The following is a 23,274-nucleotide window of genomic DNA, read 5'->3' on the forward strand; positions in this document are numbered from 1 at the left end:
CCCTCAACCCTTCACGCCGCCGGCGGTCAGCCCCGAAATGATCCGGCGCTGGAATATCAAAACAAGCACGACAACCGGCACGGTGACGATCACCGAAGCCGCCATGATGTTGCCCCAGGGGATTTCGAATTCGCTGTTGCCCGACAGCAAGGCAATCGCGACCGGGACGGTTCGCTGCGTATCGGAGGATGTGAACGTCAGCGCGAAAAGGAACTCGTTCCAGGCGGTGATGAAGGCGAGCAGCCCGGTGGTCACCAGCGCCGGCCACATCAGCGGCATGAACACCTGGGTGACAATGACCCATGGCGAGGCGCCATCGACGATCGCCGCCTCCTCGATCTCGATCGGCAATTCCCGCATGAAGGTGGTCAGCACCCAGACGGTGAACGGCAGCGTGAAGATCATGTAGGAGAAGATCAGCGCGAAGGGCGTGTTGAAGATGCCGATCCAGCGGATGAGTTCGAAGAGGCCCGCGAGCACGGCAATCTGCGGGAACATCGACACCGAAAGAATTGTCAGCATCAACAGTGCCCGTCCGCGGAAGTGCACGCGGGCCAAAGCGAAGGAAGCGGTGATCGAAAGTAACAGCGATGCTGAAACCACGACGCAGGCGATCATCGCGGAATTCGCAAGACTGCGGACGAAACCGCCCTGGCCCATCACGGAAGTGTAGTTGCCGAAGGAGATCGAGGTCGGCCAATAGTCGACTTTGAAAAGCGCCGTACCGGTCTTCAGGCTGGTGAGGATCGCATAGTAGAACGGAAATACCGCAATGATCACGATGATCGTGACCAGCAGGTAGAAGAGCGTATTCTTGGTGAACGAAAGCAGCATCAGCTTTCCTCCCCGCCGAGCCTGACGCGGCCGAGCCAGATATAAAGGACGGTGACGGAAGCGATGATGAGGAAAAGCACTGTCGAGGCGGTAGCGCCGTAGGCGAACTTGTCGAAGTCGAACAGGTTTTCCCGCGCCATGACCGACATGGTCTTTGTCTGTGCATTGTTGGGCGTCAGAACATAGATCAGGTCGAAGATGCGCATCGCATCCAGCATCCGGAATATCACGGCAACCATGATGGCAGGCCGGATCAGCGGCACCGTCAGACGCCAGAACACCTTGATCGGATTGACGCCATCGATTCTGGCCGCTTCATAAATATCTCCCGGCACCATCTGAAGTCCGGCAAGGATTAGAAGCGCCATGAAGGGCGTCGTCTTCCAGACGTCGACGATCAGCACGGCGATCATCGCCGTTTCCGGATTGGCGGTCCAGGCGATCTTCTCGCTGATTAAGCCGAAGCCGAGCAGAACATCATTGAGAATGCCGAACTGATCGTTGAGCATCCAGGCCCACATCTTGGCCGAAACGATGGTCGGTATCGCCCAGGGAATGAGGATTGCGGCGCGAACGATGCCCCGCCCGACGAACTGTGCGTTCAGCACCAACGCAACGATCAAGCCGAGCACAGTCTCGATCGTCACCGAAAGGAGAGTGAATTTGGCCGTGTTCCAGACGGCAGTCCACCAGACCGGATCGGCGAGCAGGCCGCGATAGACGGTCTTTCCGCTCTTCAGCGTCACCCACGACAGATAATTGGCAAAGCCGACGAATTGCGCATTGCCAAGGTCGTTGAGCGACGCATTCGTAAAGCTGAAATAGATCGTTCTGAACAGCGGCCAGCCGGCGACGATTGCCAGGATCAACAGCGTCGGCACCAGGAACACCCAGGCCGATCGGATGCGCTCGGATCGCAGCTCCGTAGAGGCCCTGAGACGGGAAACCCTTGGTTCAACTGCTTGTGGAACTGCGATTTCGGTCATGAAAGCCTACCCCTGTTTAAGCCCTCCGGAGAGTGGACCGACGACCTGACGGTCGCCGGTCCCGTTCCTCACCAGGCATCGCCCTTGAGGGTCGTCAGGTCGGCTTCGAGGAGCTCGAGGTTCTCGGCAGCCGAGCCGCTGCCGGACAGCGTATTGTGCACTGCCGTCCAGAATTTCGACGAGACTTCGTTGTACTTCACCTTAGCTGTTGCCGAAGGACGCGGCACTGCGTCCTGGAAAATGGGTTTCCAGTTCGGCATGAAGGGCTGCGCGGCGGCGACATTCTTGTCATCATAAAGGTCGGTCAGTGTCGGGAGATTGGACAGCTCGATGGCGCGGGCCTTTTGCACGTCCTTCGACGCCAGGAATTTTACGAGCGCGATGGCTGCTTCCTGTTTTTCCGAATATTTCGACACCGCCAGGTTCCAGCCGCCGAGCGTGGAAGACGGCTTGTCGCCGGCGGCCGCAACCGGCAGCGTCATCACGTCGAACTTGCCCTTCACGGCGCTGTCGGCACCATTGCCGAGGGAATAGGCATAGGGCCAGTTGCGCATGAAGACGGCATTGCCGGTCTGCCAGACGCCGCGCGATTCCTCCTCCTGATAGGCGAGCACGCCGGGCGGCGAGATCGTGCCGATCCAACCCTTGGCGCGTTCGAGCGCTGTTGCCGCCTTCTCGTTGTTGATCGAGATCGCCCCGTCCGGCTCGACGATCTGCCCGCCCCCCGACGACTTCACCCATTCCAGTGCGTTGCAGGTCAGCCCTTCGTAGGAATTGCCCTGAAAGACGTAACCCCAAAGGTCCTTCTGGCCGGCCTGACGTTCCTTATCCTGAACCTCTTTGGCGGTTGCGGCCATCTCGTCCCAGGTCTTCGGCGGCTGCTTGCCGTATTTCTCGAGCAGGTCCTTTCGGTAAAACAGCGCCGGAGCATCGGTAAACAACGGCAGCGCCACGAGCCGGCCATTGACGGTCTGCGAGGCGATGATCGACGGGAAGAACTGGCCGGCCACGTCCTTGGTGGCCTCCTTCAGATCAATGAACTGGTCCGCAAGCTGCGGCGCCCAGATGACATCGGTCTGATAGACGTCGATGTCCTTGTTTCCTGCAGCAAGCCACAATCGATATTGCGAGAACTGCTCGCTGCTCGATGACGGCATGGTGACGAGCTTCACCTGATTGCCGGTCTCCTTCTCGAAAATCGCGAGCTGCTTGTTCAGGAATTCGACGTTCTTGCCCGTGGTGTTGGCGGCAAATGAAATCTCAGCGGCATCGATGGGGCCGGCAGCGATCGCAAAGCTAAGCGCGGACAAGGCTAGAGCAAACTTTTTCATAATCTCCTCCCAGAAATTGAAATCGATTTGGCCAACGGAACATCGCAGAAGGTTTCAACGGCGTCAAGCTGCCATAAACAGCATCTTTCGGTTGTTTTTTCGTAAAGACAACTCACTTTACAGCGTCTAGGCGGTATTTATCGACTTTCATAGGCAGATGCCCGGCGCTAAAAATTGAAATCGCTTTCAATTTTGACCGAATTGGCACTTGTCCGTTGCGCATTGCCAACGCTTCGTCCATTGATTTGCCGGGACAAAGAAGACATCCGATGAAACTTCGCGAATTTGCAAAGCAGCTTGGGCTCTCTCCGACGACGGTCAGCCGTGCGCTCAGCGGCTATCCCGAGGTGAGTGAAGCCACGCGCGCCCGGGTCGCGAGCGAAGCAATGCGGCTTGGCTATCGCCCCGATATCAATGCCGTGCGGCTAAAGACCGGGCGAGCCGGAGCGATAGGCGTTATGATGGGGCGCTCGGGAGAAATCCATTTCGCTGAGTTCATGGCGGGGATGGCGCAGCGCCTTGAAACAGCCGACACGGATATTCTCATTACGCCTATTACCGCGCACAATGACGACGACGAGATACAGGCCTACCGACGCCTGGTCGAAAGCCGCCGAGTGGATGCAGTGATCATCCATTCGCCTCGCCCCAGGGACCCGCGGATCGAGATGCTGAACAGCTTGGGCCTGCCTTTCCTGGTCCACGGCCGCTCGGAGACGGAGCACGTTCACGCGTGGCTCGATATCGACAATGAAAATGCCGTGCGCAGAGTGACCGAACACCTGCTCGGTCTCGGCCACCGGCGCATTGGCATGATCAATGGCCTGCGGGGAAAGACCTATTCAATCCATCGCGAACAGGGTTTTCGGACAGCCCATCAGGAGCATGGGCTTGCCGCAGATCCGAACCTCATGGTCTGCGATAAGTTCTCCGACGAGAGCGGCTTTCGCCATGCCCGCTCCTTTCTGGAAAGTACCAATGCGCCGACCGCCATCGTTGCCGGTTCCACGATGACAGCGCTTGGTGTCTACCGCGCCGTCCGTTCGCTCGGAATGACGGTGGGCCAGGATGTTTCCGTCATCGCTCATGACGACGTCTTTCCCTATTTGACGGCCGAGAATATGGTCCCGTCGCTCTCGACCACGCGGTCCTCCATGCGTGCCGCGGGCACACGTTGCGCCGAGCTGACGCTACAGCTTATCACTGGGCGCGCCGCAGACGAGATCCATGAATTGTGGCCGGTCGAGCTGATCCTGCGGGAAAGTACCGCGCCGCCGCGCAGGTGAGAGCAACCTGCCGATGCACGACTGCGATGCAGCTGAAGTCCATCAGCTGGCATCGCGCCGCACTCCACCATTCGCCCGCACCAGCGCCATCAGCATCGGGCCGATGGCAAACTCACCTTTCTCGGTCCTTCGGGTGAGATCGCGGAGGTAACCGCCGGGCGAATTGATGTGCCCGCCCCTTTCCAGAATGCAGGCAATCACGGTCGCGGCATTTTCCGGCCCCATGCCGGCGCAGGCTTCCTCGTAGGCCGAAGGGCTGACTCCGAGCATCGAGCGGACGACGACAGCGGCCGACATCAGGTCGCGCCAGTTGCCGATCGTTCCTCCCGGCCCATAATCGAGAATTTGCGGGCAGGCCTGGAGAACGAGGCCGAGCGGGAAGGATTTCAGTGTATGTCCCGCCGCCGGTTCGGCCGCGCCGGGTCTCCTGCCGCTCATTGCGCCGGCAGACGCCGGATGTTTCAGCCTTTGTTCGTCCGGCGGCCCGGCGATCGGGTCGTTATCGGCCGCAGGCTTCGCGTCCTGCTTCGTTTCGAAGCTTGGTTCAAGTTCAGAAGTGGAGTGTGGGTTTGAATTCTGTTTGTGACGCTCAAAATGAGACTCATTGGCGTCTATTTTTTGTGATTTTACATGCCTTTCCAGCAGGTTGACGACTTCGTCGCGCAGCAGCCACATCTCGTCAAGCAGGGTGGCCAATTCCTCGGCCTCCGCCACGCGCGGAATCCTGCGCACGAGATCGCGAAACATCGACGACATCTGCTCCCAGTCGCCGGGCACAGCTTCATCGAGCGCTGCCGAGATCAGCTTCGAGATATCCCGACGGCAGAGGGTGAGACGCTCCCTGGTCGCGCGGATGAGTTCTCGGTCGGCAACCACCTCGGCGGCCAGACCTTCAATCTCGACTGCGCGCGCAAGCAGTGGCGCGACGCTGAAGCCGAAAGCCTCACCGATCTCCCCTGCCCTGTCGCGGCGCGCATAGCGCTTTCCATTCGGGCTGTCCTTGCGCAGGATGAGGCCGGCCTCGACCAGCACGGCAAGATGCCGTCGCAGCGTCGCGGGCGTCATACCCCGGGCGCGGAGCGAAAGCTGCGCATTCGAGGGAAAGACGATCAGGCCCTTCTCCTCAGAAATCTCATCATCAGGATAGAAGGTCAGAAGCGCGTCGAGCACCGTCAGCGCCCGATCGGTCACGCCGAGCGCCGGCCGCGCCTCACAGATCGCCCGAAACAGTTTCCACTTGCTACGCTTCATTCCCGGCTCGATGGTCTCGGCCAATTGCTGGCTTGCCAGCATACCAAGCGACATCGGCCGCCGCCCAAAGGGCGTCGTCACATATCCACTCTCCATTGCCTTCACCTTCGTTCAGGCAAAAGAAAACCATCCACCAATTTGGTGCCTAAGACGCTTGACTGTGATTCGAGGAAATGCGATTCTCGATGTGCTTAAGATCTGAGAAGGGCTTCCACGACGGCGTCGTTGGGGGCCTTTTTCTTTTGCGCGTTACGCTCCTCTGTCCTTGTTGAACTCCTGGAACAGACCCTTCAGCCTGTCCTGGACGAATTGATCGAATCCGGGTGCGCTCTTGCCGTCGAAGACGAAAGTGGCTCCCGATCCCGTCTTCTTGATCATCACAGGCACCCCGCTGACAGCGGATTTGACCACTGCCGGCCTCTGTGCCGCTGTCTTTTTCGTTGCCAGGACGAGTGCTCGGTGAAATCGCTCGTCACTCGGGATTTTGCGCGCGTCGTCCGCGGACAACTCCGCGACGATCTTCTCGATATCGGCGCTCTCAATCCGCTCGCCCAGTTCCAGCCATCTCCGGCGGCCGATATCCGGCGCTGGACCGATGGCATTGATAAGATCAAGCGGTACCTGCCGTATGACAATCAGCATCCTCGACAGCGCCGCCTTGTCGACGCCGAGAGCCGCCATGATCACATCGCGGCCAAAGCTGCGTTCTTCAAGACGCGATGCGAAAAGCGCACGTTCGATGTATGAAAGATTGGTCCGGGCGCTGTTTTCCTGTCCCTGGCTGACGACCAGCTGGCCGTCGGTGAGATCGCGGACGACCGCGCGCACCCTGATGCCGATTTCTCTTGTGGCCGCCAGGCGACGATGGCCGTAAGCCACCTGATACCGCCCTCTGGTTTCGGGATGCGGGCGAACCAGTATCGGAACCTGCTGCCCGTGCTCGCGGATCTGCTCGACAAGCTGAGCAAGTTCAACGGCGTCGATCGCCAATCGGTCACTGACGAAGGATGCGTCGATCAGGCCGGGATCGAGATCGACGATGGTCTGGCCGGCCGCGAGCTGCCGCTCCAGTTCGCTCGCCCGTTCCATTTTCTCGGTAATGTTGCCGAGCGTCTTGGTGATGCCCCCGACCGGTGCGGCACTGCGCTCCTGCGGCACGAACCCGGCGATCGGTCGATTGTCGCGCGGTGCGACAGCTTCGGTTCTTGCCGGGCTCGGAGCGGAAATCTCGATGAGGTTCTTACGCGCCATCTATCTATTTCCTTCCCCAGGTCGAACGAATATGGGCTTCGATCTCGCCGTTCACCAGGTTGAGGGAGTCTAGCGCGCGGTCATAAGTTCCACGGGTGAACTGTGACCGCTCGACCTCGTAGAGGGTCTGCTTGGTGACGCCGGCATCGGCGACCGCCGTCGATTTCACCATGGCATTGTGAAGCATTCGATTGCCGAAGATCGCCCGCATGAAACCGGTCATCTGGCTCTGCGGTCCATCGTTCGGCTCGAACCGCGTGACGAGATAGCGCATCCAGTCATAGCTGGTGCGTCCGCCGGCCTTCTCCACGACCGACATCAGCTCGCTTGTCATCGTCAGAAACTGTGACATCGACATGACGTCGAGCATCTGCGGATGGACTGTGATCAGGACCGAGGTCGCCGCGCAGAGCGCCGACATCGTGAGGAACCCGAGCTGCGGCGGGCAATCGACGACGACGACATCGTAAAGGCTCTCTATCTCCGTCAGCACCTCGCCAATGCGGGCGAAGAACATCGTCTCCGCCTTACCCGACGACATCGCCTTTGGCGTCTCGTGCTCGAACTCCATCAGCTCGAGGTTTCCAGGAATAAGGTGCAGATTGGGCGTGTAGGTGGCGCGCACGATATCGGCAATGGGACGAGGATCCTCATAGCGTATCGCGCCGTAGATCGTTTCGCCCTCTCCGACGTCGAATTCCGGTTGATGGCCGAACAGGGCGGACAAAGACGCTTGCGGATCAAGGTCCACGGCAAGAACGCGGTAGCCCCTCAGCGCCATGAACTGGGCCAGATGAGCTGCGGTGGTGGTCTTGCCCGAGCCGCCCTTGAAATTCATCACGGAAACGATCTGGAGCTTTTCCCCCGGCCTGCGGGCCGGCACATATTTCGGTGTTCCGTTCCGCTCATCGAGGACCCGGCGGATCCGATCCATATCCGTCGCGCTATAGAGCCGCCGTCCGTTCGCCAGCGGATCAGGCCCATGGCCATCGGCAGCCACCTGCCGGAGATAACCTTCGCCGATGCCGATGAAGGCCGCAGCCTCCGCCGGCGAAAATGTTCTGATCGTCTTTCGCGACAGCGGGGGGAAGATTTTTGCCTGATGCTGCTGCAGCTGATACGACAACTCCTTCGCATCCGTTGCCAGAAGCGACGGCAGATGCTCTTGATCGTCCTGAAGCGCAAGACTCGGCTGCATGATCTCTTTCCCAAATAACTGCGCAATTTTTGACGAAAGCGCCTCAGTTGCGCAGTTACTGTATGCCGCGATTCGTGGCCGAAATACAAATGCTTAACCAAAAGCCGGATTAAGGCATGTGGACAAAGCGCGCGAAACCGGAGTTTCGCGGGGTGGTTCGGGCCCTCCAGGGTACTCGCGGGCAAGGTCTACGCTCCCGTTATGCACATGAATTCCTTTGAATTTATGTGACGGGCGGTGAAGGATGGAAGGGCTCCGTCTGCCTATTGTCCGTCGTCTTTCGGGTAGTTGCCGCCGTGGATCACCAGGAGCCCGTCGGAAGCTTTGTCCGGTCGAATATCCTCATGCTTCCGTCTTGCCGCTCGCGTCGGTCAGGTGAGACGATACCCGAAAAGCGTGTGGCGACCGGCCGGTCGCCCGGCGTGGTAACCCCCGATTGCGATCAGCCGATTTCGTTCGTCAACGAGGCGACGGACCAGCCCGTGCGTTCGAACTGAAGCGACCGATCCCGATGAGGTCGGTCATGCCGCTCGACGCAAAGGTGGAAATCCGTGCACCATCTGGCGTCGCTGCCATCGAAGGTTTCTTGAAGCTCGCCTAGATCGGGACGAGGCGCTATCAATTTCAATGAGGGGAAATAGCTGCGATAGCGACCGACATCTCGCGTCAGGAGCGGCAATTGTTGCACGGCCGCGTGAGCCGCCGATGAAGAAATCGGGAAGCACGCCGGTGCGGGTCCCGCCAGCCTTGCGATATTGCGTGAAGACCTTGCCGGCAAGAAACAACGCGGGCTTGGGTATGGGCCTGATGTCGAGGCCAGCCTCTTCCACAAACGCCTCCAGCGCTTCAATCCTTTCATATCGAACCGCAAGTTCGGCATAGATGACATCGTTGATTAGCAGCGGACCTTAAAGACTGGCCGTCTCGAGCTGAGCAACAGACCAACCCGACCAGTTCGGATCGTCGGTCACGAGGTCCAGGAGCACGTTGGTATCGACAAGTGTCACGTTTCGCCGCGCGTCAAAGCCATGATGGCATCCGTATCAAGGCCCTTGCCAGCATGGCCGCGCAGTTTCTCGAAGCGGCTGGCTGGCCGATTCCTGTCGGCGCGCGTCAGAACCACACTGCCGTCGGGAGCACGATGAAAATCCACCTTGCTGCCTGGAACGATGCCAAGCATGTCCCGCACGGCCCGGGGAATGGTCACCTGACCTTTCGCGGTAGCGCCCTTTGTAATACTTCCTTGGCGGAAGGTATTACTTCTTTCGACAAATTTAAAGGTCGCCGCTAAGACGCCATCGACTGGTTGAGCCATTCGGAGAGCTTCTCGGTCGCCATCCGCGCGCCGGCGCCAGGAAGCAGTGCGTCGTCGGTCAATTCGACACCGAAATACGAGGTGGACGGGTCCGTTATCACAGGACGCTCGTCTTCGTTTGCGGCGAGATAGATCCGTGCGATTTCATCGACACCGAACTGTTCCGGACCGCCGATTTCGACGATACCGCCCAAAGGCGGTGCGACGGTCAATTCGGCCAGGAAGGCAGCGACGTCACCGGCTGCGACCGGCCTCATCGGGGCCGGAGGCAGCCGAAAGACGTCGCCTTGCGCTCCAATGTCGATCAATCCGCTGATGAACTCGTAAAACTGCGTGGAGCGGAGGATCGTATAGGGGCGACTTGACGCCCGGATAAGATTCTCCTGCACCATTTTCGCTCGAAAATAGTCGCTTTCCACGAGCAGGGGCGTGCCGACCACCGAGAGGGCGAGATAATGCCCCACGCCGGCGTCAGCGGCGGCCGCGAGCAAGTTCTTCGTCGACGTCTTGAAGAAGTCCAGTGCAGCGCTGTCGCCGAATGATGCAGCGTTGGTTACATCAACGACCATGTCGGTTCCCGCTATAGCCGCTTCAAGGCCCCTGCCTGAAACCGTATCGACGCCAAACGACAAGGATGCGGCCGTTACCTCGTGGCCCGACCGGCGCAGGATTTCGCTAAGTCGCGTTCCGATGTGGCCGCTTGCTCCCACCACGGTAATTTTCATGTCGGCCTCCTTGCGATCGATTCGATCGACAATGACCGGAAGGCCAAAACCCTTCCATCATGCGTATGGCTCGTCGCCCTAGCCCTAGGTATAACTGAGTAGACCCAGGGTTTAGGATGACCCAGCGGGACGGGAGAGGTTCCCCGCTTGCTCCTTCGCGCCGAAGATCCGGACGCCAGCGCAACGCTACTCTCTGCGCAACGTATGGATTTCCATGTGTTGCGGCCGTGGTTTGACGGGATTACGGTTCGACCATGAGCTCGCCAGCCCCGACATCAAGAACGAGTGCTGAACCAAATGCCGATAATCCCCCGGCCTTGTCTGTCCGGCAGGAGCAGTGGATAATGAGCATCTGGTCGCACCGCCCCCGAGCCCTGTATCTTGGACTCTTCATCGCCGCCTATGTGCTCGCCTGCGGCTTTGCTCAGCTGCTCGCGATCGTGCCGGGAACGGGTATTTCCATCTGGCCCCCGGGCGGGCTCTTCATCGCAACGCTCATCCTCGCCCCCAGGCGCAGCTGGCCATGGTGGATATTGGGAGGCTGCCTGGCAGAGCTCCTCAGCAATGCCATCTGGTTCTACAGCCCGCTGCCTGCAGCCTTCCTGATCTATGTCGGCAACGCTCTTGAAGCGGTGGTCGCGGCATGGCTGGTCAATCGGACCCTGAGGCGGCCGGCGCAGCTGGAAACCTTGCAGGAGGTTCTCGCATTCGTCGTGCTGGGCGCTGGAATTGCGCCGGTCGTCAGCGCGACGGTGGGAAGCGCGACGCTCGCCTGGTTCGGCATCCAATCGCAATCCTTCGTGACGGCCTGGCCTCTCTGGTGGATCGGTGACGCAACCGGCGTCCTGATCGTCGCGCCGCTGGCGCTTACCGTCTTTCAGAACTGGCGCGGCAAGACCCGGCTCTCGGCTGCACAATGGCTGGAAGCCTGCGTCCTTGGGCTCATTTTTCTCGGTGTCGCGGCTTTGTCGCTCAGCGGCTACCTTCCCTTCGCCTATATCATCATGCCGCCCCTTCTTTGGGCCGCGGTCCGCTTCGAGTTCAAGGGCGCGGCCATATCGCTTGCTCTTCTCGCCCTGATCACTGCCATCTTCACGATCACAGGCGCCGGCCAGTTTATCGGCGATCCCGAGTCCCAGAAACACAAGCAGATCATGCTGCAGCTTTTTCTGGCCATCTCGGCGTTTTCCGCTCTCATTGTCGCCGCCATATCCAGGCAACACCAGCTGGCCGTGCTCACATTGCGACAAGGCGTGGAGACGTTGCGCGAGCGGGAGCAGGAACTCTCGCAGCTCGTCGACATGGTTCCAAGCCACGTGTGGCGTCTGACGCCTCAGGGCGAACCGACCTTCTTCAACAGACGAATGGTCGATTTCCTCGGTTTCGATGTCGCGGATTCTGACAGGGCCGGCGTGAGCCGGCTGGAAGCGGTCGTCGCGGCCATCATTCACCCTGATGATGCAGCCGGCTTCCGGGATGCTCTCAACCATTGCCTCGCCACCGGGGAAAACTTCGCGATGCGGTATCGGCTGCGCCGCGCCGACGGCATCTATCACTGGATGTCGAGCCGCGCCGAGCCGATGCGGGATCAGACCGGCAGCATCGTCCAATGGTACGGCCTTTGCCACGATATCGACGATCAGGTCCGTGCCGAAGAGGCGGTGCGCCAAAGCGAGCGAGCGCTGCAGCAGATGATCGACGCGGTGCCGGTTCGCGTCTGGAGCGTCGAGCCGGCGAGCGGGTCGGTCTATTTCAATAAACGTTATCAGGACCATTTCCGCGCCGTCATCGCCGATTTCGACACTCTCGGCGAGCCGCGCATCGAAGAGCTGCTGCAGCGGCTGATTCATCCTGAAGATGCGCCCGACGTTCGGCGCACGCTACGGAATTGTTTCGAAAGCGACAGCGGCACCGCGATGCGGTTTCGCTGGCGCGAAATGGACGACGTCTACCGTTGGGCGGAATGCAGGGTGGAACCACGGCGCGACGACGATGGTGCGGTCGTACAATGGTACGGCGTGTCTCTCGACATCGACGAGGAGGTCCGAGCCCTGGAGGCATTGCGTGATCGCGAGCGCGAGCTCTCGCAGCTCGTGGACATGGTCCCAGTCCAGATCAGGCGCTTGACGCCGGACGGCGAGCCGGTCTTCTTCAACAAGCGCCTGATCGACTTTTTCGGTCTCGACGTGGGGGATATGGACAGGCCTGGCATGAGCCGCCTCTCGTCGGTCATTCACACCCTCGTTCACCCCGATGATTCAACGAGACTGCTGGAGACGGTTCACCATTCCCTTTCCAGCGGCGATCCCTTCTCGATAAAATACCGCATGCGCCGCGTCGATGGAGCCTATCGCTGGGTCGACGGCCGCGCCGAGCCGCTACGGGATCAAAACGGCGCGATCATCCAATGGTATGTGATATCGGTCGATATCGACGATGAGATGCGCGCGCAGGAAGCACTTCGCGACCGCGAGCGGGAGCTTTCGCAACTCGTAAACATGGTTCCGAGCCTGCTCTGGCGGCTTAATCCGGACGGTGCTCCGACCTTCTTCAATCAGCGTCTGACCGACTTCCTGGGTCTCGACATCGCTCATATGGAAAAGCCGGGGATGAGCAGGCTGGCGGCACTCATCGAAGCTGCCGTCCATCCCGACGATGCGGGCATTCTCGCCGAAGCCCTCAACCATTCCTTCGCCACGGGCGAACGCTTCTCCAAGCAGTATCGCCTGCGGCGCGCCGACGGCGTCTACCGCTGGGTCAAAGGCAGCGCCGAGCCGCTGCGGGATGAGAGCGGACAAATCCTTCAGTGGTACGGCCTCACCAATGACATCGACGATCAATTGCGCATCGAGGAGGAGCTGCGGGAGAGAGAACGTTCGCTCTGGCAGATCGTCGAGACGCTGCCGGCAATGATCGATTGCGCAGCGCCGGATGGAGAGCCGGTATACCGCAACCCCCAGCTCCGCGACTTCCTCGGATATAAGCTCGAAGAGCTTGACGGAACGGGAAAAACCCGGCTGGACGGCACGCTCGATGCCGGCGTTCATCCCGACGATGTGGCGGGGGTCAAAGAGAATTATGCTCACTCACTGGCTACCGGCGAACCCTATGCGCGACGGCACCGTCTGCGGCGGTTTGATGGCGAATATCGCTGGGTCGAAACACGCGCCGCGCCGATGCGCAATGCCGACGGCGTCATCGTCCAGTGGAACGTCATCTGCCTTGATATCGACGGTGAGGTTCGGGCGGAGGAAGATCTGCGTCAGGCGCGGGAGGGCCTTGCGCGGGCGAGCCAGGTTGCGAGCCTCGCCGAGCTTTCGGCCTCCATCGCCCATGAGGTGAACCAGCCGCTGGCGGCCGTCGTCGCCAACTCGCATGCCTGCCAGCGCTGGCTCCTGGCCGAGCCCCCGAACATGGAGCGGGCGCAGAGGACGGTCGAGCGCATCATCCGGGACGCCAACTCGGCCGCGGATGTCGTCAGCCGTATCCGCGCCCTGTTCAAACAATCCGCAGACAGGAGGGCTCATACGTCGCTTCCGGGCGTCGTCAACGAAGCGCGCAACCTCATGGCCGAGGAAGCAGCGCGCCGCCGCGCCCGGATGGAGGTGGAGGTCGATGGCAACCTTCCGCTCATCGCCATCGATCGCGTCCAGATCCAGCAGGTTCTGATCAATCTCATCCGCAACGGCATCGAGGCAATGGACGCCGTCGCCGGTGACAGGGTGATCGGGGTGCGCGTACGCCATATGGGGAGTGCGGTTCAGACCGAAATCAGCGACGGCGGCCAGGGTATCGAATTTCCCGACAAGATGTTCGAGCCGTTCTTCACGACCAAGGAAAACGGCATGGGCATGGGCCTGGCGATCTGCCGCTCGATCGTCGAGCTGCACGGTGGACGATTATGGGCAGAGAAAAACAATCCGCAGGGAGCGACGTTGATCTTCACATTGCCCATTGAAACAAAGGCGGCGTCATGACCGCGGACGACCATATTGTCTTCATCGTCGATGACGATGAACGCATCCGCGAAGCGCTCGGCGAGCTGCTGGATGCGCACGGCATGCGCGCCATCGCCTTCGAATCGGCCGGCGCCTATGTGAAAGCGGACAAGCCGGATGTGCCCGCCTGCCTCATCCTCGATATCGAACTGCCCGACATCAACGGCCTCGACCTGCAGAGGCAGATTGCCGACGGGGATCATCCGCCGATCGTTTTCATTACCGGACATGGCGACATCCCCTCCTCCGTGCGTGCGATCAAGAGCGGCGCCGTGGATTTCCTGACCAAACCGTTCAGTGACGCAGATTTGCTGGCGGCAATCCATGCGGCACTCGCCGAGGATCGGGAAAAGCGATCGGGACGCGCCGAGCTCGACATGCTCAAACGACACTATCTCGATCTGACGCCGCGCGAGCGCGAAGTGCTGCCGCTCGTGGTCAGCGGACTTCTCAACAAGCAGGCGGCAGCCGAACTCGGGATCAGCGAAGTCACGCTGCAGATCCATAGAAGAAATGTGATGCAGAAAATGGCGGCGGCGTCGCTCGCCGATCTCGTGCGGATCGCGGAGAAACTGGAAATACCGATTACCCACTCGCGCCGGGTGGGGGGGAATTGAACATGAACGAGACAAGACATGTCGTCGCAATTGTCGATGACGATCCAAGACTGCTCGAATCGATGGGCGACCTTCTGGAATCGGCTGGTTATGTGGCCCGCGGCTTCCCGTCGGCTGGCTCGCTGCTCGTCAGCGGGCTGTCGGACCTCGATGTGCTCATCACCGATATCGGAATGCCCGGCATCGACGGCTTCGAGCTTCGTGACCTGGTAAGAAAATCGCGTCCCGAATTGCCGGTGTTCCTGATCACGGGCCGCCACGAGATAGCCGATCAGGGCCGCGCTCAGGGAGGAGGCGGCTTCTTCCGCAAGCCCTTCGATGCCCAGGTCCTGCTGGCGGCCATCGCCAATGCTTTACACCAATCGAGAGATGGAGGGTAACATGAGAGTTGACCAGCCGTTGCTGCGGAGATCGGCGCCGTTATCATTGCAAGGCAGATATGAAGATGGCCAGACGCTCGTCATTATCGTCGATGACGACGCAGCGGTTCGCGAGGCGCTGTCGGAGCTAATCCTGTCGGCGGGTTTTCAGTCGCTCAGTTTTGCCTCGACCCGCGAATTGCTTGATGCCGATATCCTGGAAAACCCCGGCTGTCTGATCCTCGATGTGCGCATGCCCGGAGCAAGCGGCCTCCACCTGCAGAGCCATCTGGCCGAAAACGGCATTTCCAAGCCGATCATCTTTCTGACCGGCCACGGTGACATCCCGATGACCGTCCAGGCGATGAAGGCCGGCGCCGTGGATTTTCTCACCAAGCCGGTGCGGGACCAGACGCTGCTTGACGCCATCACTGCGGCCATTGCGACGGATGCCGAACGACGGGCTGAAGCGGCAATCGCCAAACGCAATGTCAAACGCCTGGAGACGCTGACGCAGCGCGAGCGCGAAGTTCTTCACGAAGTGGCGCGCGGACGCCTCAACAAACAGATCGCCTTCGATCTCGGCATCAGCGAAGTGACGGTCAAACTGCATCGCAGCAACGTCATGCACAAGATGGAGGCGGCGTCGATCGGCGAACTGATCCGGGCCTGGGAGACGCTGCCGGCGCAAATGCGGCAGGCTGGCTCGCGTTAGTTTTCTATCGAGCCCTTGCCAAAGACGAAGAATGCCGGCCTCGAACATCAATTGCCTGTCCATTTGATGCGCTCCGTATCCAATTTGCGTTGAAAAAGACGGCGCGGCGCCGCCAACGGGTTTCGCCGTGCCCCCCATGCGTTATCTCTAAATTAAAGCCCGGGGATATGACCTCCGGCTTAATTCCATGAAGGAGATCACGCCTGAACAATCGATCGCCAGCCGCGCCTTCCCCTGACACCAGCGCCTTCGACATCCAAGCAAGCTTCTTGTCGGCTATGGGGAACGCCAAACGACTTCACATTCTGCATCTGTTGACCGACGGAGAAGTGTCGGTGACCGTTCTGGCCGATGAGGTAGGATTAAGCCAATCTTCGACGTCCCAGCATCTGGCCATTCTTCGAGAACAGGGTCTCGTGCAGACGCGAAGGGCTGCCCAGACGATCTTTTATTCCCTTCAATCTGGCTCGGCCAGGAGAATGCTCGATACGCTCGCCGACATCTTCGGATCGCACCGTCGCCCCCCAGCAGAACGCGTCCGGGCCGGGCACCCGACGAGATGACGAAGCCATGCTCTCGACGCTGGTGATTGGCCTCCTATCCTGCTGATGATCTTGCATGCAACATCCTCCGGACGCATCGATCCCTGATGGACCTTTGATGTACGTCTCCTAGACCGCGGTATGATTACGCCTCCGTTGTGAATGGAGATAATCAACCACATCAGCAATGAAACGGTAGAGGCGATCATGGACGTATATGAGGCAGTCACAAGCCGACGGTCGGTGCGCGGATTCAAAGACAGGCCTGTATCGAGGGAGATACTCGAGCGCGTGCTGTCGGCCGCGGCCTGGTCGCCGTCAGGATCGAACATCCAGCCGTGGAACACCTACGTGATGATCGGCGCGCCGCTGGCCGAACTCAAGACATCGGCCGTCGAGCGCGTCGCCCACGGCGACGCCTGGGATAAGCGGCAGTACGAGATGTATCCGCCGGCGCTGAAGTCCCCTTACGGAGAGCGCCGGTCTGCCTTCGGCAAGGAGCGCTACAGCGCGCTCGGCATTGCGCGCGAGGACTGGGAGGCGCGCCAGCGGGCAGCGATCGCCAACTGGAACTGCTTCGGCGCGCCCGCCGCCTTATTCTGCTACATCGATCGTGAGCTGGGCCCACCCCAATGGGCCGACGTCGGCATGTATCTGCAGACCGTTATGCTGCTGCTGCGCGCCGAAGGACTGCACAGCTGCCCGCAGATGGCGTGGTCACAGGTTCGCGAGACGGTCGCAGAGGCCGTGTCACCCCCGGACGGACTCATCCTCTTTTGCGGAATGTCGATCGGCTATGAGGATCCTGTGGTAAGCTTTGCCCGTACGGGCCGCGCCCCGCTCGCCGAGACGGTCACTTTCGTCGGCGATTAGCTGCTTGCGCTCCAAGGACGGGAGACCCCCTTCCATGCTTCCTGCGCATGATACGTCCTTTATCACGCGCGATACTGGAGAACGCCATGACCACGCATAAAGTAGGCTATCTCATTGGCAGCCTCGCAAAGGGCTCAATCAATCGCAAGCTCGCCAAAGCACTGGTGCGGTTCGCCCCGCCGGAACTTGAAATGTCGGAGGTACCCTTCAAGGACCTGCCCCTCTACAGCTACGACTATGACGCTGACTACCCTCCGGCCGGAAAGGCATTCAAGGCGGCGATCGCGGCCGTCGACGCCGTGCTGTTCGTCACGCCCGAATACAATCGATCCATCCCCGGCGGGCTGAAAAACGCGATCGACTGGGCGAGCCGTCCCTACGGCACCAACTCGTTCACACGCAAGCCGTCAGCGGTTATCGGCACATCGCCGGGCGCGATCGGCACGGCAGTCGCCCAGCAGAATTTGCGGAGCGTACTCAGTTTCTGCAATTCTCCCCAGATGAACGCCCCTGAAGCCTACATCCAGTTCACGCCGGGGCTGATCACCGATGAGGGCGAGGTCACGAACGAACCCACCGCCGAATTCCTTCGCAAGTTCATGCAGGACTTCCATGTTTTTATCGCCAGGGTTCGCTCGGTGCTGCCGAAAGACGCCTAGAGCAACTCCAACAAAAGTGCGCAGCGGTTTTTGCGCCGGCAAACCATTTCAGCACGCGTGGGTAGATCCCACCGCAGGCAGGTGGTCTTGTTCACGTCGAGCAAAACCGCTGCGGACTTTTGCCGGAATTGTTCTATAGCCGATTGGCGCGCAACAAGGTGGCTCGCGACAGATATCCCGCAAGGGCCCCATCGGCTGACCTGACATGGAGACCCGGCATCTCGCCGGAGAGGATGAGCGCCAAGGCGTCGAGAACCGTGGCGTCAGCGGCGATCTCGGCATCGCCCTCGGACGGTTCCGGCGCGGTCATGATCGTCGACACGGCAATCAAGCTCAGCCTTTTTATGGCTCGGTCGGGGCCGAGGAAGTTCTCGACGAATTCGTTGATGGGACGCGCAAGAATTTCCTGCGGGCTATCATATTGGAGAAGGCGGCCATCCCGCATGATCGCGATGCGATCGCCCATCTTGATGGCCTCGTCGAGGTCATGCGTGACGATGACGACGGTCTTCTTTACCTTCCTCAAAATATCGCGGAATTCGTCCTGAAGCCTAACGCGGGTGATCGGGTCGATCGCGCCGAACGGTTCGTCCATCAGCATGATTGCGGGGTCTGCTGCGAGCGCACGCGCGAAACCGACGCGCTGACGCTGCCCCCCCGACAATTCATGCGGCAGGCGCTGCCGCATGATGGCCGGATCAAGACCGACGAGATCCAGGAGCTCGTCGACGCGGCGATCGCTGCGCGCCTTTTCCCAACCGAGAAGCCGCGGGACGGTCGCGACATTGCGTGCGATCGACATATGCGGAAACAGACCGACCTGCTGGATGACATAGCCGATGCTGCGGCGGAGTTCCTTCTGATCGACCCGGGCTATATCTCTTCCGTCGACCAGCACGCGTCCCGTCGTCGGCGTCTCCAACTGATTGATCATCCGCATGGTCGTGGTCTTGCCGCAGCCAGAAGGGCCAATCAGGGCAACCGTCGTGCCGGTCTCGATCAGCAGATCGAGATTGTCGACAGCATGCGGGCCGCTTCCGTCGTATTTCTTGGTAACATGATTGAGATGAATCATCCTGATATCCGCTTTCGGCCGCTCAGCGCCGTTGAGTGAAGAGGCGCTCCAGAGCGCCGAAGGCCAATTCCGCAAAGATTGCGAGCAGTGCTATCGGCACCGCTCCGACGAGAAGGCGCGGCATGTTCATGATCGCAATGCCGGCATTGATGAAATCGCCAAGCCCGCCGCCGCCGATAAAGGAGGCCAGCGCCGCGCCGCCGATGACCTGGATCGCGCTCGTCCTGACGCCTGACAGAATCGCGGGAACGGCCAGGGGAAGTTCGATCTCCCACAGCATCTGTCCGGCGCTCATGCCCATTCCATCCGCCGCATCGATCACCGAGGCATCGATCTCGCGGATGCCGATGATCGTGTTCAACAATAGCGGCGGCACGGCCAGAACAATGAGGGCGATCACCGATGGCAGCAATCCGATGCCGAGAAAGGGCATCGTCGCCGACAGGATCGCAAGGCTCGGGATGGAGCGCATGGCGCCGGCAATATTGACCGCCGCAAAGGCGGCGCGCGGCGCCCGTGCGGCGACAAATCCGAGCGGTACGGCGATGATGGAGGCGATGCCGAGCGATAGGACGCACATCAGAAGATGGCGATTGAAAGCGTTGAAGAAGGTAGTGGAATTGTTGAAGATCCAGCTGAATGCATCGATAACGATCATGCTACCTTCCCTCCGCTGCGCCGGCGCAGCAGCTTTTCGAAGGAGGCAAAACAGTAGTCGGCAAAGAGCGCCAGAAATGATGTCAGCAGCCCGCCTGCGATGATCTTTTCAGGAAAGCGCTGGTCGATGCCTTCGAAAATGATGACGCCGAGCCCGCCGGCATTGATATAGGCGGCAACGGTCGCGATACCGATGACCGTCACCATGGCGATGCGGATCCCGCCGACGATATAGGGCATTGCCAGCGGCAGTTCGACTTCCCAGATCCGCCGTGCCGTGCCGTAACCCATGCCATCGGCAGCTTCCAATATATCACGCGGAATAGACTGAAATCCCATGCCGATATTGCGGATCAGGATCATCAGCGAGTAGGCCGCAAGTCCGGTTATGGCGGGTGCCGCACCGATGCCCATGATGGGAATGAGAAGCGCAAACAGCGCCAGGCTCGGCACTGCAAACAGGATACCGGTGAAGATGACGATCACGGCAAAGCTCCGCGGCCGCCTTGCCGCCCAGATCCCAACGATCAGAGAGATCACCAGGGCAATGCCGACCGAGGAAAAACGAGATAGAGGTGCTCCAACAGCGCTTCGAATAGCCGGTCGAGATGTTTAGGGACCCATTTCATGGTCGAGACCTCCGCATCGGGGCGCTCTTTCGCCTATCTACCACGAGATCCCCAATCTGCGATCGGCGGCGTCTGCTCTCTGCGGCAGAATATCGTAGGCCGAGGGAGCGACCGTTGAGAATCGCCTGAGGCCGAGCCGCACCAGAACCGCCGCTCCCTCCGGCGTTTTATGCAATGTCACGAGACTTCGCTGCAAGGCTGCGGCGATGTCCAACGGCAATGTCTGCGCGGCAACCAGCAGCGGCGCAGGAAGCGGATCGGTCGTCGCCAGAATACGGAGACCATCGATCGCATCGGGTTCGTGCATCCGCAACAATTGGAAGGCGTAAGCGTCGATCGCACCGGCATCGATCCTGCCGTCCTTGAGGGCGGCGACGATGCCCGACGGGTTGAGCAGCGGTCCGACCGTCATGCTCTGCTTCATTTTCCCGGCAAACCGGTCGGCAAGAAAAGAACGCGCCGCGTGGTAGCCCGATTGGGAATCGCGCGCAGTCCAGCCCCAGCGTACCGCTGCGAGATCCTCCACAGCGTTCACGGGCCCGGTAGAGGCAACGAGAATGTGGCTGGCATAGAGCGGCTGGTCCAAAGACCATTCCTCGCTCGAGACGGGTGCGGCAAGCACCGTTGGTCGGGCAGCCTCGGGCATGTGCGAAAACGGATAGCCGCACATGAAGACCGCTCCCATGTCCGGCCTCGCCCATAGCTCCGACAGCGGTGCCGGTGCTGCGTGGGCGACGATCTCGAGTTCGATGCCGGACTGCAGACTGACCTGCGCAAACAGCGCATCCCACAGGCCGCGAATGCGCGGACTGAGATTATACATTCTCGAACAGGCGATCAGCTTGGAGATCCCCATGGCAATTATGCGAACCGCAGCCGCTGGCCGATGTTCATCTCTCTTGCCTTGCCGACCATGGCGGCGCCGAGCGCCACATCGGTGGTGCTGAGGCCGCGGTGCCAGAACAGGATCGTCTCCTCATCGCTTTCGCGGCCGGGCTTCCTGCCGCAGATGATCTGACCGATTTCTGCATACAGGTTCTCCGCCGTCACCTTTCCCTCATCGACGTGACGGCGAAGCGCTCCAAAAGGCTTGCCGGGGCCGCATTGTCCCCAATCGTCGACGACGACCTTGTCCATGATGTCGGTGAGATCGAATTCCAGTGCGCTCATCGTGCCATAGGGCACAACGAAGGCTCCCTTCTTCACCCATTCGGTCTTGAACAACGGCGCCGGTTCCGGCAGGCGGCTGGCCTCGACCATGATGTCGGCGTCCTTGAGGCAATCCTCCCAATTGTCGGTAACGACGATCTTCTTGCCAAGATCCGCCTCAAGACGCTTGGCGAAGGCATTGCGGCTTTCCGGGCGGCGCGAATGCACGCGGATTTCCTCGAAGTCGAAGAGATGGTCGAGAAGCCGGACATTCCAGTAAGAGGTTCCGCGCGCACCGATATGGCCGAGCACCTTGCTGTCCTTGCGAGCGAGATATTTTGCGCCAAGAGCGGTGACGGCGCCGGTGCGCATGTCGGTGATGGCAGTCGCGTCGATGATGGCCTTCGGCACACCCGTATTCGGGTCGAACAGGTTGAGGACCGCAAGCTCCGAAGGCAGGTCCACCTTGTAGTTGTCGACGAAATCGCCGACGACCTTGACGCCTGCATAATTCAGCGCTTTGACATAGCCGCGAAGCACGTTGAAATGGCCTTTGTCCGAGCTTTCCGGCACAAGATGGACACGCGGCTCGATGACGGTTTCACCCCTGCCCTGCGCATCCAGCGCCTTCGCCACCGCATCGAGAATCTCGTCATTCGTCAGCGCCAGCGCCTTGGCATCGAGGGCGTTGAGATAATCGATCCAGATTTCCTGCATTTCTCGCTTCTCCACATTCCTGCCCGCCTGCTGACCGGACGGATTTTCGAACAAAACCCTCAAAAGGATCGCCGCGCCAGACGGCGGCCGGATTGATATCCGGCCGCCAAAGCAGAACAATCATTTCGGCAGGAGGCCGTTTTCCTTGAGGAAATCGACCGCCACGTCCTTGGCTTCCTCGTGATCGGTCTCGACCTTGGCGTTGAGGACCCGCATTTTTTCATTATCGAGATGGGAGCCAACCGCTTCCAACATTTCGGCAACCTTCGGGTTGGCCTTCAGCACGTCCCGGCGGACAACGGGTGCCACGTAGTAGGGCGGAAACAGACCCTTGTCGTCTGCCAGCGGCACGAGATTCTTCGAACCGATCTGCCAGTCGGTCGCTGCACCGTTGGCAACGTCGATGTCCTTTTGTTCCAGCGCGTCGTAACGAAGACCAAGCTTGGCGAACTGCTTGAACTCCTTAAACTCGGCGTCGTAGACGCGCTTCAGGCCGGGCAGGCCGTCGGCGCGATCCGGAAACTCGGCGCCGCCGCCGAAGACCAGGGTCTTGGAAACCTTGGCGAGATCCGACAGGCTCTTCAGATTGTTGGCCTGCGCCGTTTCCTGCCGGACGACGATGACATAGCCGTTGTTGATCCCGCTCGGCTTCAGCCATGTGAGGTTGAATTGCTTGGCGTAGAAGTCCTTGACCTGCGTATAGACCTTGTCGGCATCGGTCGACATCTCCCCCTTGACGACGGACGCAAGCGCCGTGCCGGTATATTCCGGATAGAGATCGATCTCGCCGGCCACCAATGCCTGGTGCGCAATCAGCGTGCCGCCGAGGTTGATCTTGCGCTCGACGGTGAAGCCGGCATTTTCCAGAACGGCTGAATACATTTCAGCGAGGATGAACTGCTCGGTGAAATTCTTACTGCCGACCTTGATGGTCTCTGCGGATGCCGACTGGAACATGGCGGCTGCCATGATGCCGGCTGCAAATATGCCCTTTGTCCAATTTTTCATGATCATTCCCTCTTGTTGACTTTTCAATGAACGAACCGGCGGCATTCCCCAGAGTAACCGTCGGCATGACCGGTCGGCGCCCTGCCCTTCTTGGTGGGG

Annotated in this window: 21 protein-coding genes and 3 pseudogenes; 8 read left to right on the forward strand and 16 right to left on the reverse strand. The window is 60.2% G+C overall.

Annotated features, from left to right (window positions below; translation table 11 throughout):
* Positions 1-3: 3 nt before the first annotated feature.
* The 3 genes from FFM81_RS23375 to FFM81_RS23385 all read right to left on the reverse strand — a co-directional run bounded on the left by FFM81_RS23375 (position 4) and on the right by FFM81_RS23385 (position 3,151).
* Positions 4-834 (reverse strand): carbohydrate ABC transporter permease, encoded by an 831-nt coding sequence (locus tag FFM81_RS23375; RefSeq protein ID WP_128397740.1) that lies wholly within the window; start codon positions 832-834, stop codon positions 4-6.
* A complete protein-coding gene (locus tag FFM81_RS23380; protein WP_128397741.1) occupies positions 834-1,820 on the reverse strand; it encodes a carbohydrate ABC transporter permease in 987 nt (328 codons plus the stop codon). The genes FFM81_RS23375 and FFM81_RS23380 overlap by 1 nt, the downstream gene beginning before the upstream one ends.
* 68 nt (positions 1,821-1,888) lie before the next feature.
* Positions 1,889-3,151 carry an ABC transporter substrate-binding protein gene (locus tag FFM81_RS23385; RefSeq protein ID WP_138384476.1) on the reverse strand — a complete coding sequence of 421 codons (1,263 nt, stop codon included), beginning with the start codon at positions 3,149-3,151 and terminating at the stop codon, positions 1,889-1,891.
* Between the two features lie 269 nt (positions 3,152-3,420).
* On the opposite strand from FFM81_RS23385, the gene FFM81_RS23390 reads away from it, so the two are divergent.
* On the forward strand, positions 3,421-4,437 hold the full coding sequence (locus FFM81_RS23390; protein ID WP_025417725.1) for a substrate-binding domain-containing protein: 1,017 nt from the start codon (positions 3,421-3,423) through the stop codon (positions 4,435-4,437).
* A gap of 42 nt (positions 4,438-4,479) precedes the next feature.
* On the opposite strand, the gene repC is transcribed toward FFM81_RS23390, so the two are convergent.
* The 7 genes and pseudogenes from repC to FFM81_RS23420 form a co-directional block, all read right to left on the reverse strand.
* Positions 4,480-5,784, reverse strand: coding sequence for a plasmid replication protein RepC (repC, locus tag FFM81_RS23395; RefSeq protein WP_128397743.1), 1,305 nt, complete (start codon positions 5,782-5,784; stop codon positions 4,480-4,482).
* Positions 5,785-5,937: 153 nt separating this feature from the next.
* Positions 5,938-6,939 carry a plasmid partitioning protein RepB gene (gene repB / locus FFM81_RS23400; RefSeq protein WP_138384475.1) on the reverse strand — a complete coding sequence of 334 codons (1,002 nt, stop codon included), beginning with the start codon at positions 6,937-6,939 and terminating at the stop codon, positions 5,938-5,940.
* 4 nt (positions 6,940-6,943) lie between these two features.
* Positions 6,944-8,137 carry a plasmid partitioning protein RepA gene (gene repA / locus FFM81_RS23405; protein WP_025417722.1) on the reverse strand — a complete coding sequence of 398 codons (1,194 nt, stop codon included), beginning with the start codon at positions 8,135-8,137 and terminating at the stop codon, positions 6,944-6,946.
* A 263-nt stretch (positions 8,138-8,400) separates the two neighbouring features.
* Positions 8,401-8,704 (reverse strand): annotated as a pseudogene (locus FFM81_RS33340) (hypothetical protein); the annotation flags it as partial.
* Positions 8,705-8,747: 43 nt separating this feature from the next.
* A pseudogene (locus FFM81_RS23410) lies at positions 8,748-9,144 on the reverse strand (type II toxin-antitoxin system VapC family toxin); the annotation flags it as partial.
* Positions 9,141-9,374 (reverse strand): AbrB/MazE/SpoVT family DNA-binding domain-containing protein, encoded by a 234-nt coding sequence (locus tag FFM81_RS23415; protein ID WP_138384704.1) that lies wholly within the window; start codon positions 9,372-9,374, stop codon positions 9,141-9,143. The gene FFM81_RS23415 and the pseudogene FFM81_RS23410, both read right to left, overlap by 4 nt.
* 50 nt (positions 9,375-9,424) lie before the next feature.
* Positions 9,425-10,177, reverse strand: coding sequence for an SDR family oxidoreductase (locus tag FFM81_RS23420; protein ID WP_025417721.1), 753 nt, complete (start codon positions 10,175-10,177; stop codon positions 9,425-9,427).
* Between the two features lie 341 nt (positions 10,178-10,518).
* On the opposite strand from FFM81_RS23420, the gene FFM81_RS23425 reads away from it, so the two are divergent.
* The 7 genes from FFM81_RS23425 (at position 10,519) to FFM81_RS23455 (ending at position 17,940) form a co-directional block, all read left to right on the forward strand.
* Positions 10,519-14,154 carry a PAS domain-containing protein gene (locus tag FFM81_RS23425; RefSeq protein WP_025417720.1) on the forward strand — a complete coding sequence of 1,212 codons (3,636 nt, stop codon included), beginning with the start codon at positions 10,519-10,521 and terminating at the stop codon, positions 14,152-14,154.
* On the forward strand, positions 14,151-14,792 hold the full coding sequence (locus FFM81_RS23430; protein ID WP_003572620.1) for a response regulator transcription factor: 642 nt from the start codon (positions 14,151-14,153) through the stop codon (positions 14,790-14,792). The genes FFM81_RS23425 and FFM81_RS23430 overlap by 4 nt, the downstream gene beginning before the upstream one ends.
* Before the next feature lie 2 nt (positions 14,793-14,794).
* Positions 14,795-15,172 carry a response regulator transcription factor gene (locus FFM81_RS23435; protein ID WP_003572622.1) on the forward strand — a complete coding sequence of 126 codons (378 nt, stop codon included), beginning with the start codon at positions 14,795-14,797 and terminating at the stop codon, positions 15,170-15,172.
* Between the two features lies 1 nt (position 15,173).
* Positions 15,174-15,866 carry a response regulator transcription factor gene (locus tag FFM81_RS23440; RefSeq protein WP_003572625.1) on the forward strand — a complete coding sequence of 231 codons (693 nt, stop codon included), beginning with the start codon at positions 15,174-15,176 and terminating at the stop codon, positions 15,864-15,866.
* A gap of 203 nt (positions 15,867-16,069) precedes the next feature.
* Positions 16,070-16,429, forward strand: coding sequence for an ArsR/SmtB family transcription factor (locus FFM81_RS23445; RefSeq protein ID WP_025417719.1), 360 nt, complete (start codon positions 16,070-16,072; stop codon positions 16,427-16,429).
* A gap of 186 nt (positions 16,430-16,615) precedes the next feature.
* Positions 16,616-17,281 carry a nitroreductase gene (locus tag FFM81_RS23450; protein WP_003572629.1) on the forward strand — a complete coding sequence of 222 codons (666 nt, stop codon included), beginning with the start codon at positions 16,616-16,618 and terminating at the stop codon, positions 17,279-17,281.
* 86 nt (positions 17,282-17,367) lie between these two features.
* Complete coding sequence (locus tag FFM81_RS23455) at positions 17,368-17,940, forward strand: NADPH-dependent FMN reductase (protein ID WP_003572633.1); 573 nt, start codon at positions 17,368-17,370, stop codon at positions 17,938-17,940.
* Between the two features lie 133 nt (positions 17,941-18,073).
* Here FFM81_RS23455 and FFM81_RS23460 read toward each other — a convergent pair whose 3' ends face one another.
* From FFM81_RS23460 to FFM81_RS23485, 6 genes and pseudogenes are all read right to left on the reverse strand, one after another.
* Positions 18,074-19,015, reverse strand: a complete 942-nt coding sequence (locus tag FFM81_RS23460) for an ABC transporter ATP-binding protein (protein WP_003572636.1) — start codon at positions 19,013-19,015, stop codon at positions 18,074-18,076.
* Positions 19,016-19,037: 22 nt separating this feature from the next.
* Positions 19,038-19,673, reverse strand: a complete 636-nt coding sequence (locus tag FFM81_RS23465; RefSeq protein ID WP_138384474.1) for an ABC transporter permease — start codon at positions 19,671-19,673, stop codon at positions 19,038-19,040.
* Positions 19,670-20,301 (reverse strand): annotated as a pseudogene (locus FFM81_RS23470) (ABC transporter permease). The gene FFM81_RS23465 and the pseudogene FFM81_RS23470 overlap by 4 nt, the downstream one beginning before the upstream one ends.
* 37 nt (positions 20,302-20,338) lie before the next feature.
* Complete coding sequence (locus FFM81_RS23475) at positions 20,339-21,157, reverse strand: phosphate/phosphite/phosphonate ABC transporter substrate-binding protein (RefSeq protein ID WP_138384473.1); 819 nt, start codon at positions 21,155-21,157, stop codon at positions 20,339-20,341.
* A 5-nt stretch (positions 21,158-21,162) separates the two neighbouring features.
* Positions 21,163-22,167, reverse strand: a complete 1,005-nt coding sequence (locus tag FFM81_RS23480; protein ID WP_138384472.1) for an ornithine cyclodeaminase family protein — start codon at positions 22,165-22,167, stop codon at positions 21,163-21,165.
* 120 nt (positions 22,168-22,287) lie between these two features.
* Positions 22,288-23,175 (reverse strand): glycine betaine ABC transporter substrate-binding protein, encoded by an 888-nt coding sequence (locus FFM81_RS23485; protein ID WP_138384471.1) that lies wholly within the window; start codon positions 23,173-23,175, stop codon positions 22,288-22,290.
* Positions 23,176-23,274: the final 99 nt, after the last annotated feature.

This window comes from Rhizobium hidalgonense (genome assembly GCF_005862185.2).
GTDB lineage: Bacteria > Pseudomonadota > Alphaproteobacteria > Rhizobiales > Rhizobiaceae > Rhizobium > Rhizobium hidalgonense.

What these genes read in the sequence shown, in the direction of transcription:
- FFM81_RS23375 (WP_128397740.1), bottom strand. Translation starts at nt 834, where the DNA reads ATGCTGCTTTCGTTCACCAAGAATACGCTCTTCTACCTGCTGGTCACG.
- FFM81_RS23380 (WP_128397741.1), bottom strand. Translation starts at nt 1,820, where the DNA reads ATGACCGAAATCGCAGTTCCACAAGCAGTTGAACCAAGGGTTTCCCGT.
- FFM81_RS23385 (WP_138384476.1), bottom strand. Translation starts at nt 3,151, where the DNA reads ATGAAAAAGTTTGCTCTAGCCTTGTCCGCGCTTAGCTTTGCGATCGCT.
- FFM81_RS23390 (WP_025417725.1), top strand. Translation starts at nt 3,421, where the DNA reads ATGAAACTTCGCGAATTTGCAAAGCAGCTTGGGCTCTCTCCGACGACG.
- repC (WP_128397743.1), bottom strand. Translation starts at nt 5,784, where the DNA reads ATGGAGAGTGGATATGTGACGACGCCCTTTGGGCGGCGGCCGATGTCG.
- repB (WP_138384475.1), bottom strand. Translation starts at nt 6,939, where the DNA reads ATGGCGCGTAAGAACCTCATCGAGATTTCCGCTCCGAGCCCGGCAAGA.
- repA (WP_025417722.1), bottom strand. Translation starts at nt 8,137, where the DNA reads ATGCAGCCGAGTCTTGCGCTTCAGGACGATCAAGAGCATCTGCCGTCG.
- FFM81_RS23420 (WP_025417721.1), bottom strand. Translation starts at nt 10,177, where the DNA reads ATGAAAATTACCGTGGTGGGAGCAAGCGGCCACATCGGAACGCGACTT.
- FFM81_RS23430 (WP_003572620.1), top strand. Translation starts at nt 14,151, where the DNA reads ATGACCGCGGACGACCATATTGTCTTCATCGTCGATGACGATGAACGC.
- FFM81_RS23435 (WP_003572622.1), top strand. Translation starts at nt 14,795, where the DNA reads ATGAACGAGACAAGACATGTCGTCGCAATTGTCGATGACGATCCAAGA.
- FFM81_RS23440 (WP_003572625.1), top strand. Translation starts at nt 15,174, where the DNA reads ATGAGAGTTGACCAGCCGTTGCTGCGGAGATCGGCGCCGTTATCATTG.
- FFM81_RS23450 (WP_003572629.1), top strand. Translation starts at nt 16,616, where the DNA reads ATGGACGTATATGAGGCAGTCACAAGCCGACGGTCGGTGCGCGGATTC.
- FFM81_RS23455 (WP_003572633.1), top strand. Translation starts at nt 17,368, where the DNA reads ATGACCACGCATAAAGTAGGCTATCTCATTGGCAGCCTCGCAAAGGGC.
- FFM81_RS23460 (WP_003572636.1), bottom strand. Translation starts at nt 19,015, where the DNA reads ATGATTCATCTCAATCATGTTACCAAGAAATACGACGGAAGCGGCCCG.
- FFM81_RS23465 (WP_138384474.1), bottom strand. Translation starts at nt 19,673, where the DNA reads ATGATCGTTATCGATGCATTCAGCTGGATCTTCAACAATTCCACTACC.
- FFM81_RS23475 (WP_138384473.1), bottom strand. Translation starts at nt 21,157, where the DNA reads ATGGGGATCTCCAAGCTGATCGCCTGTTCGAGAATGTATAATCTCAGT.
- FFM81_RS23480 (WP_138384472.1), bottom strand. Translation starts at nt 22,167, where the DNA reads ATGCAGGAAATCTGGATCGATTATCTCAACGCCCTCGATGCCAAGGCG.
- FFM81_RS23485 (WP_138384471.1), bottom strand. Translation starts at nt 23,175, where the DNA reads ATGAAAAATTGGACAAAGGGCATATTTGCAGCCGGCATCATGGCAGCC.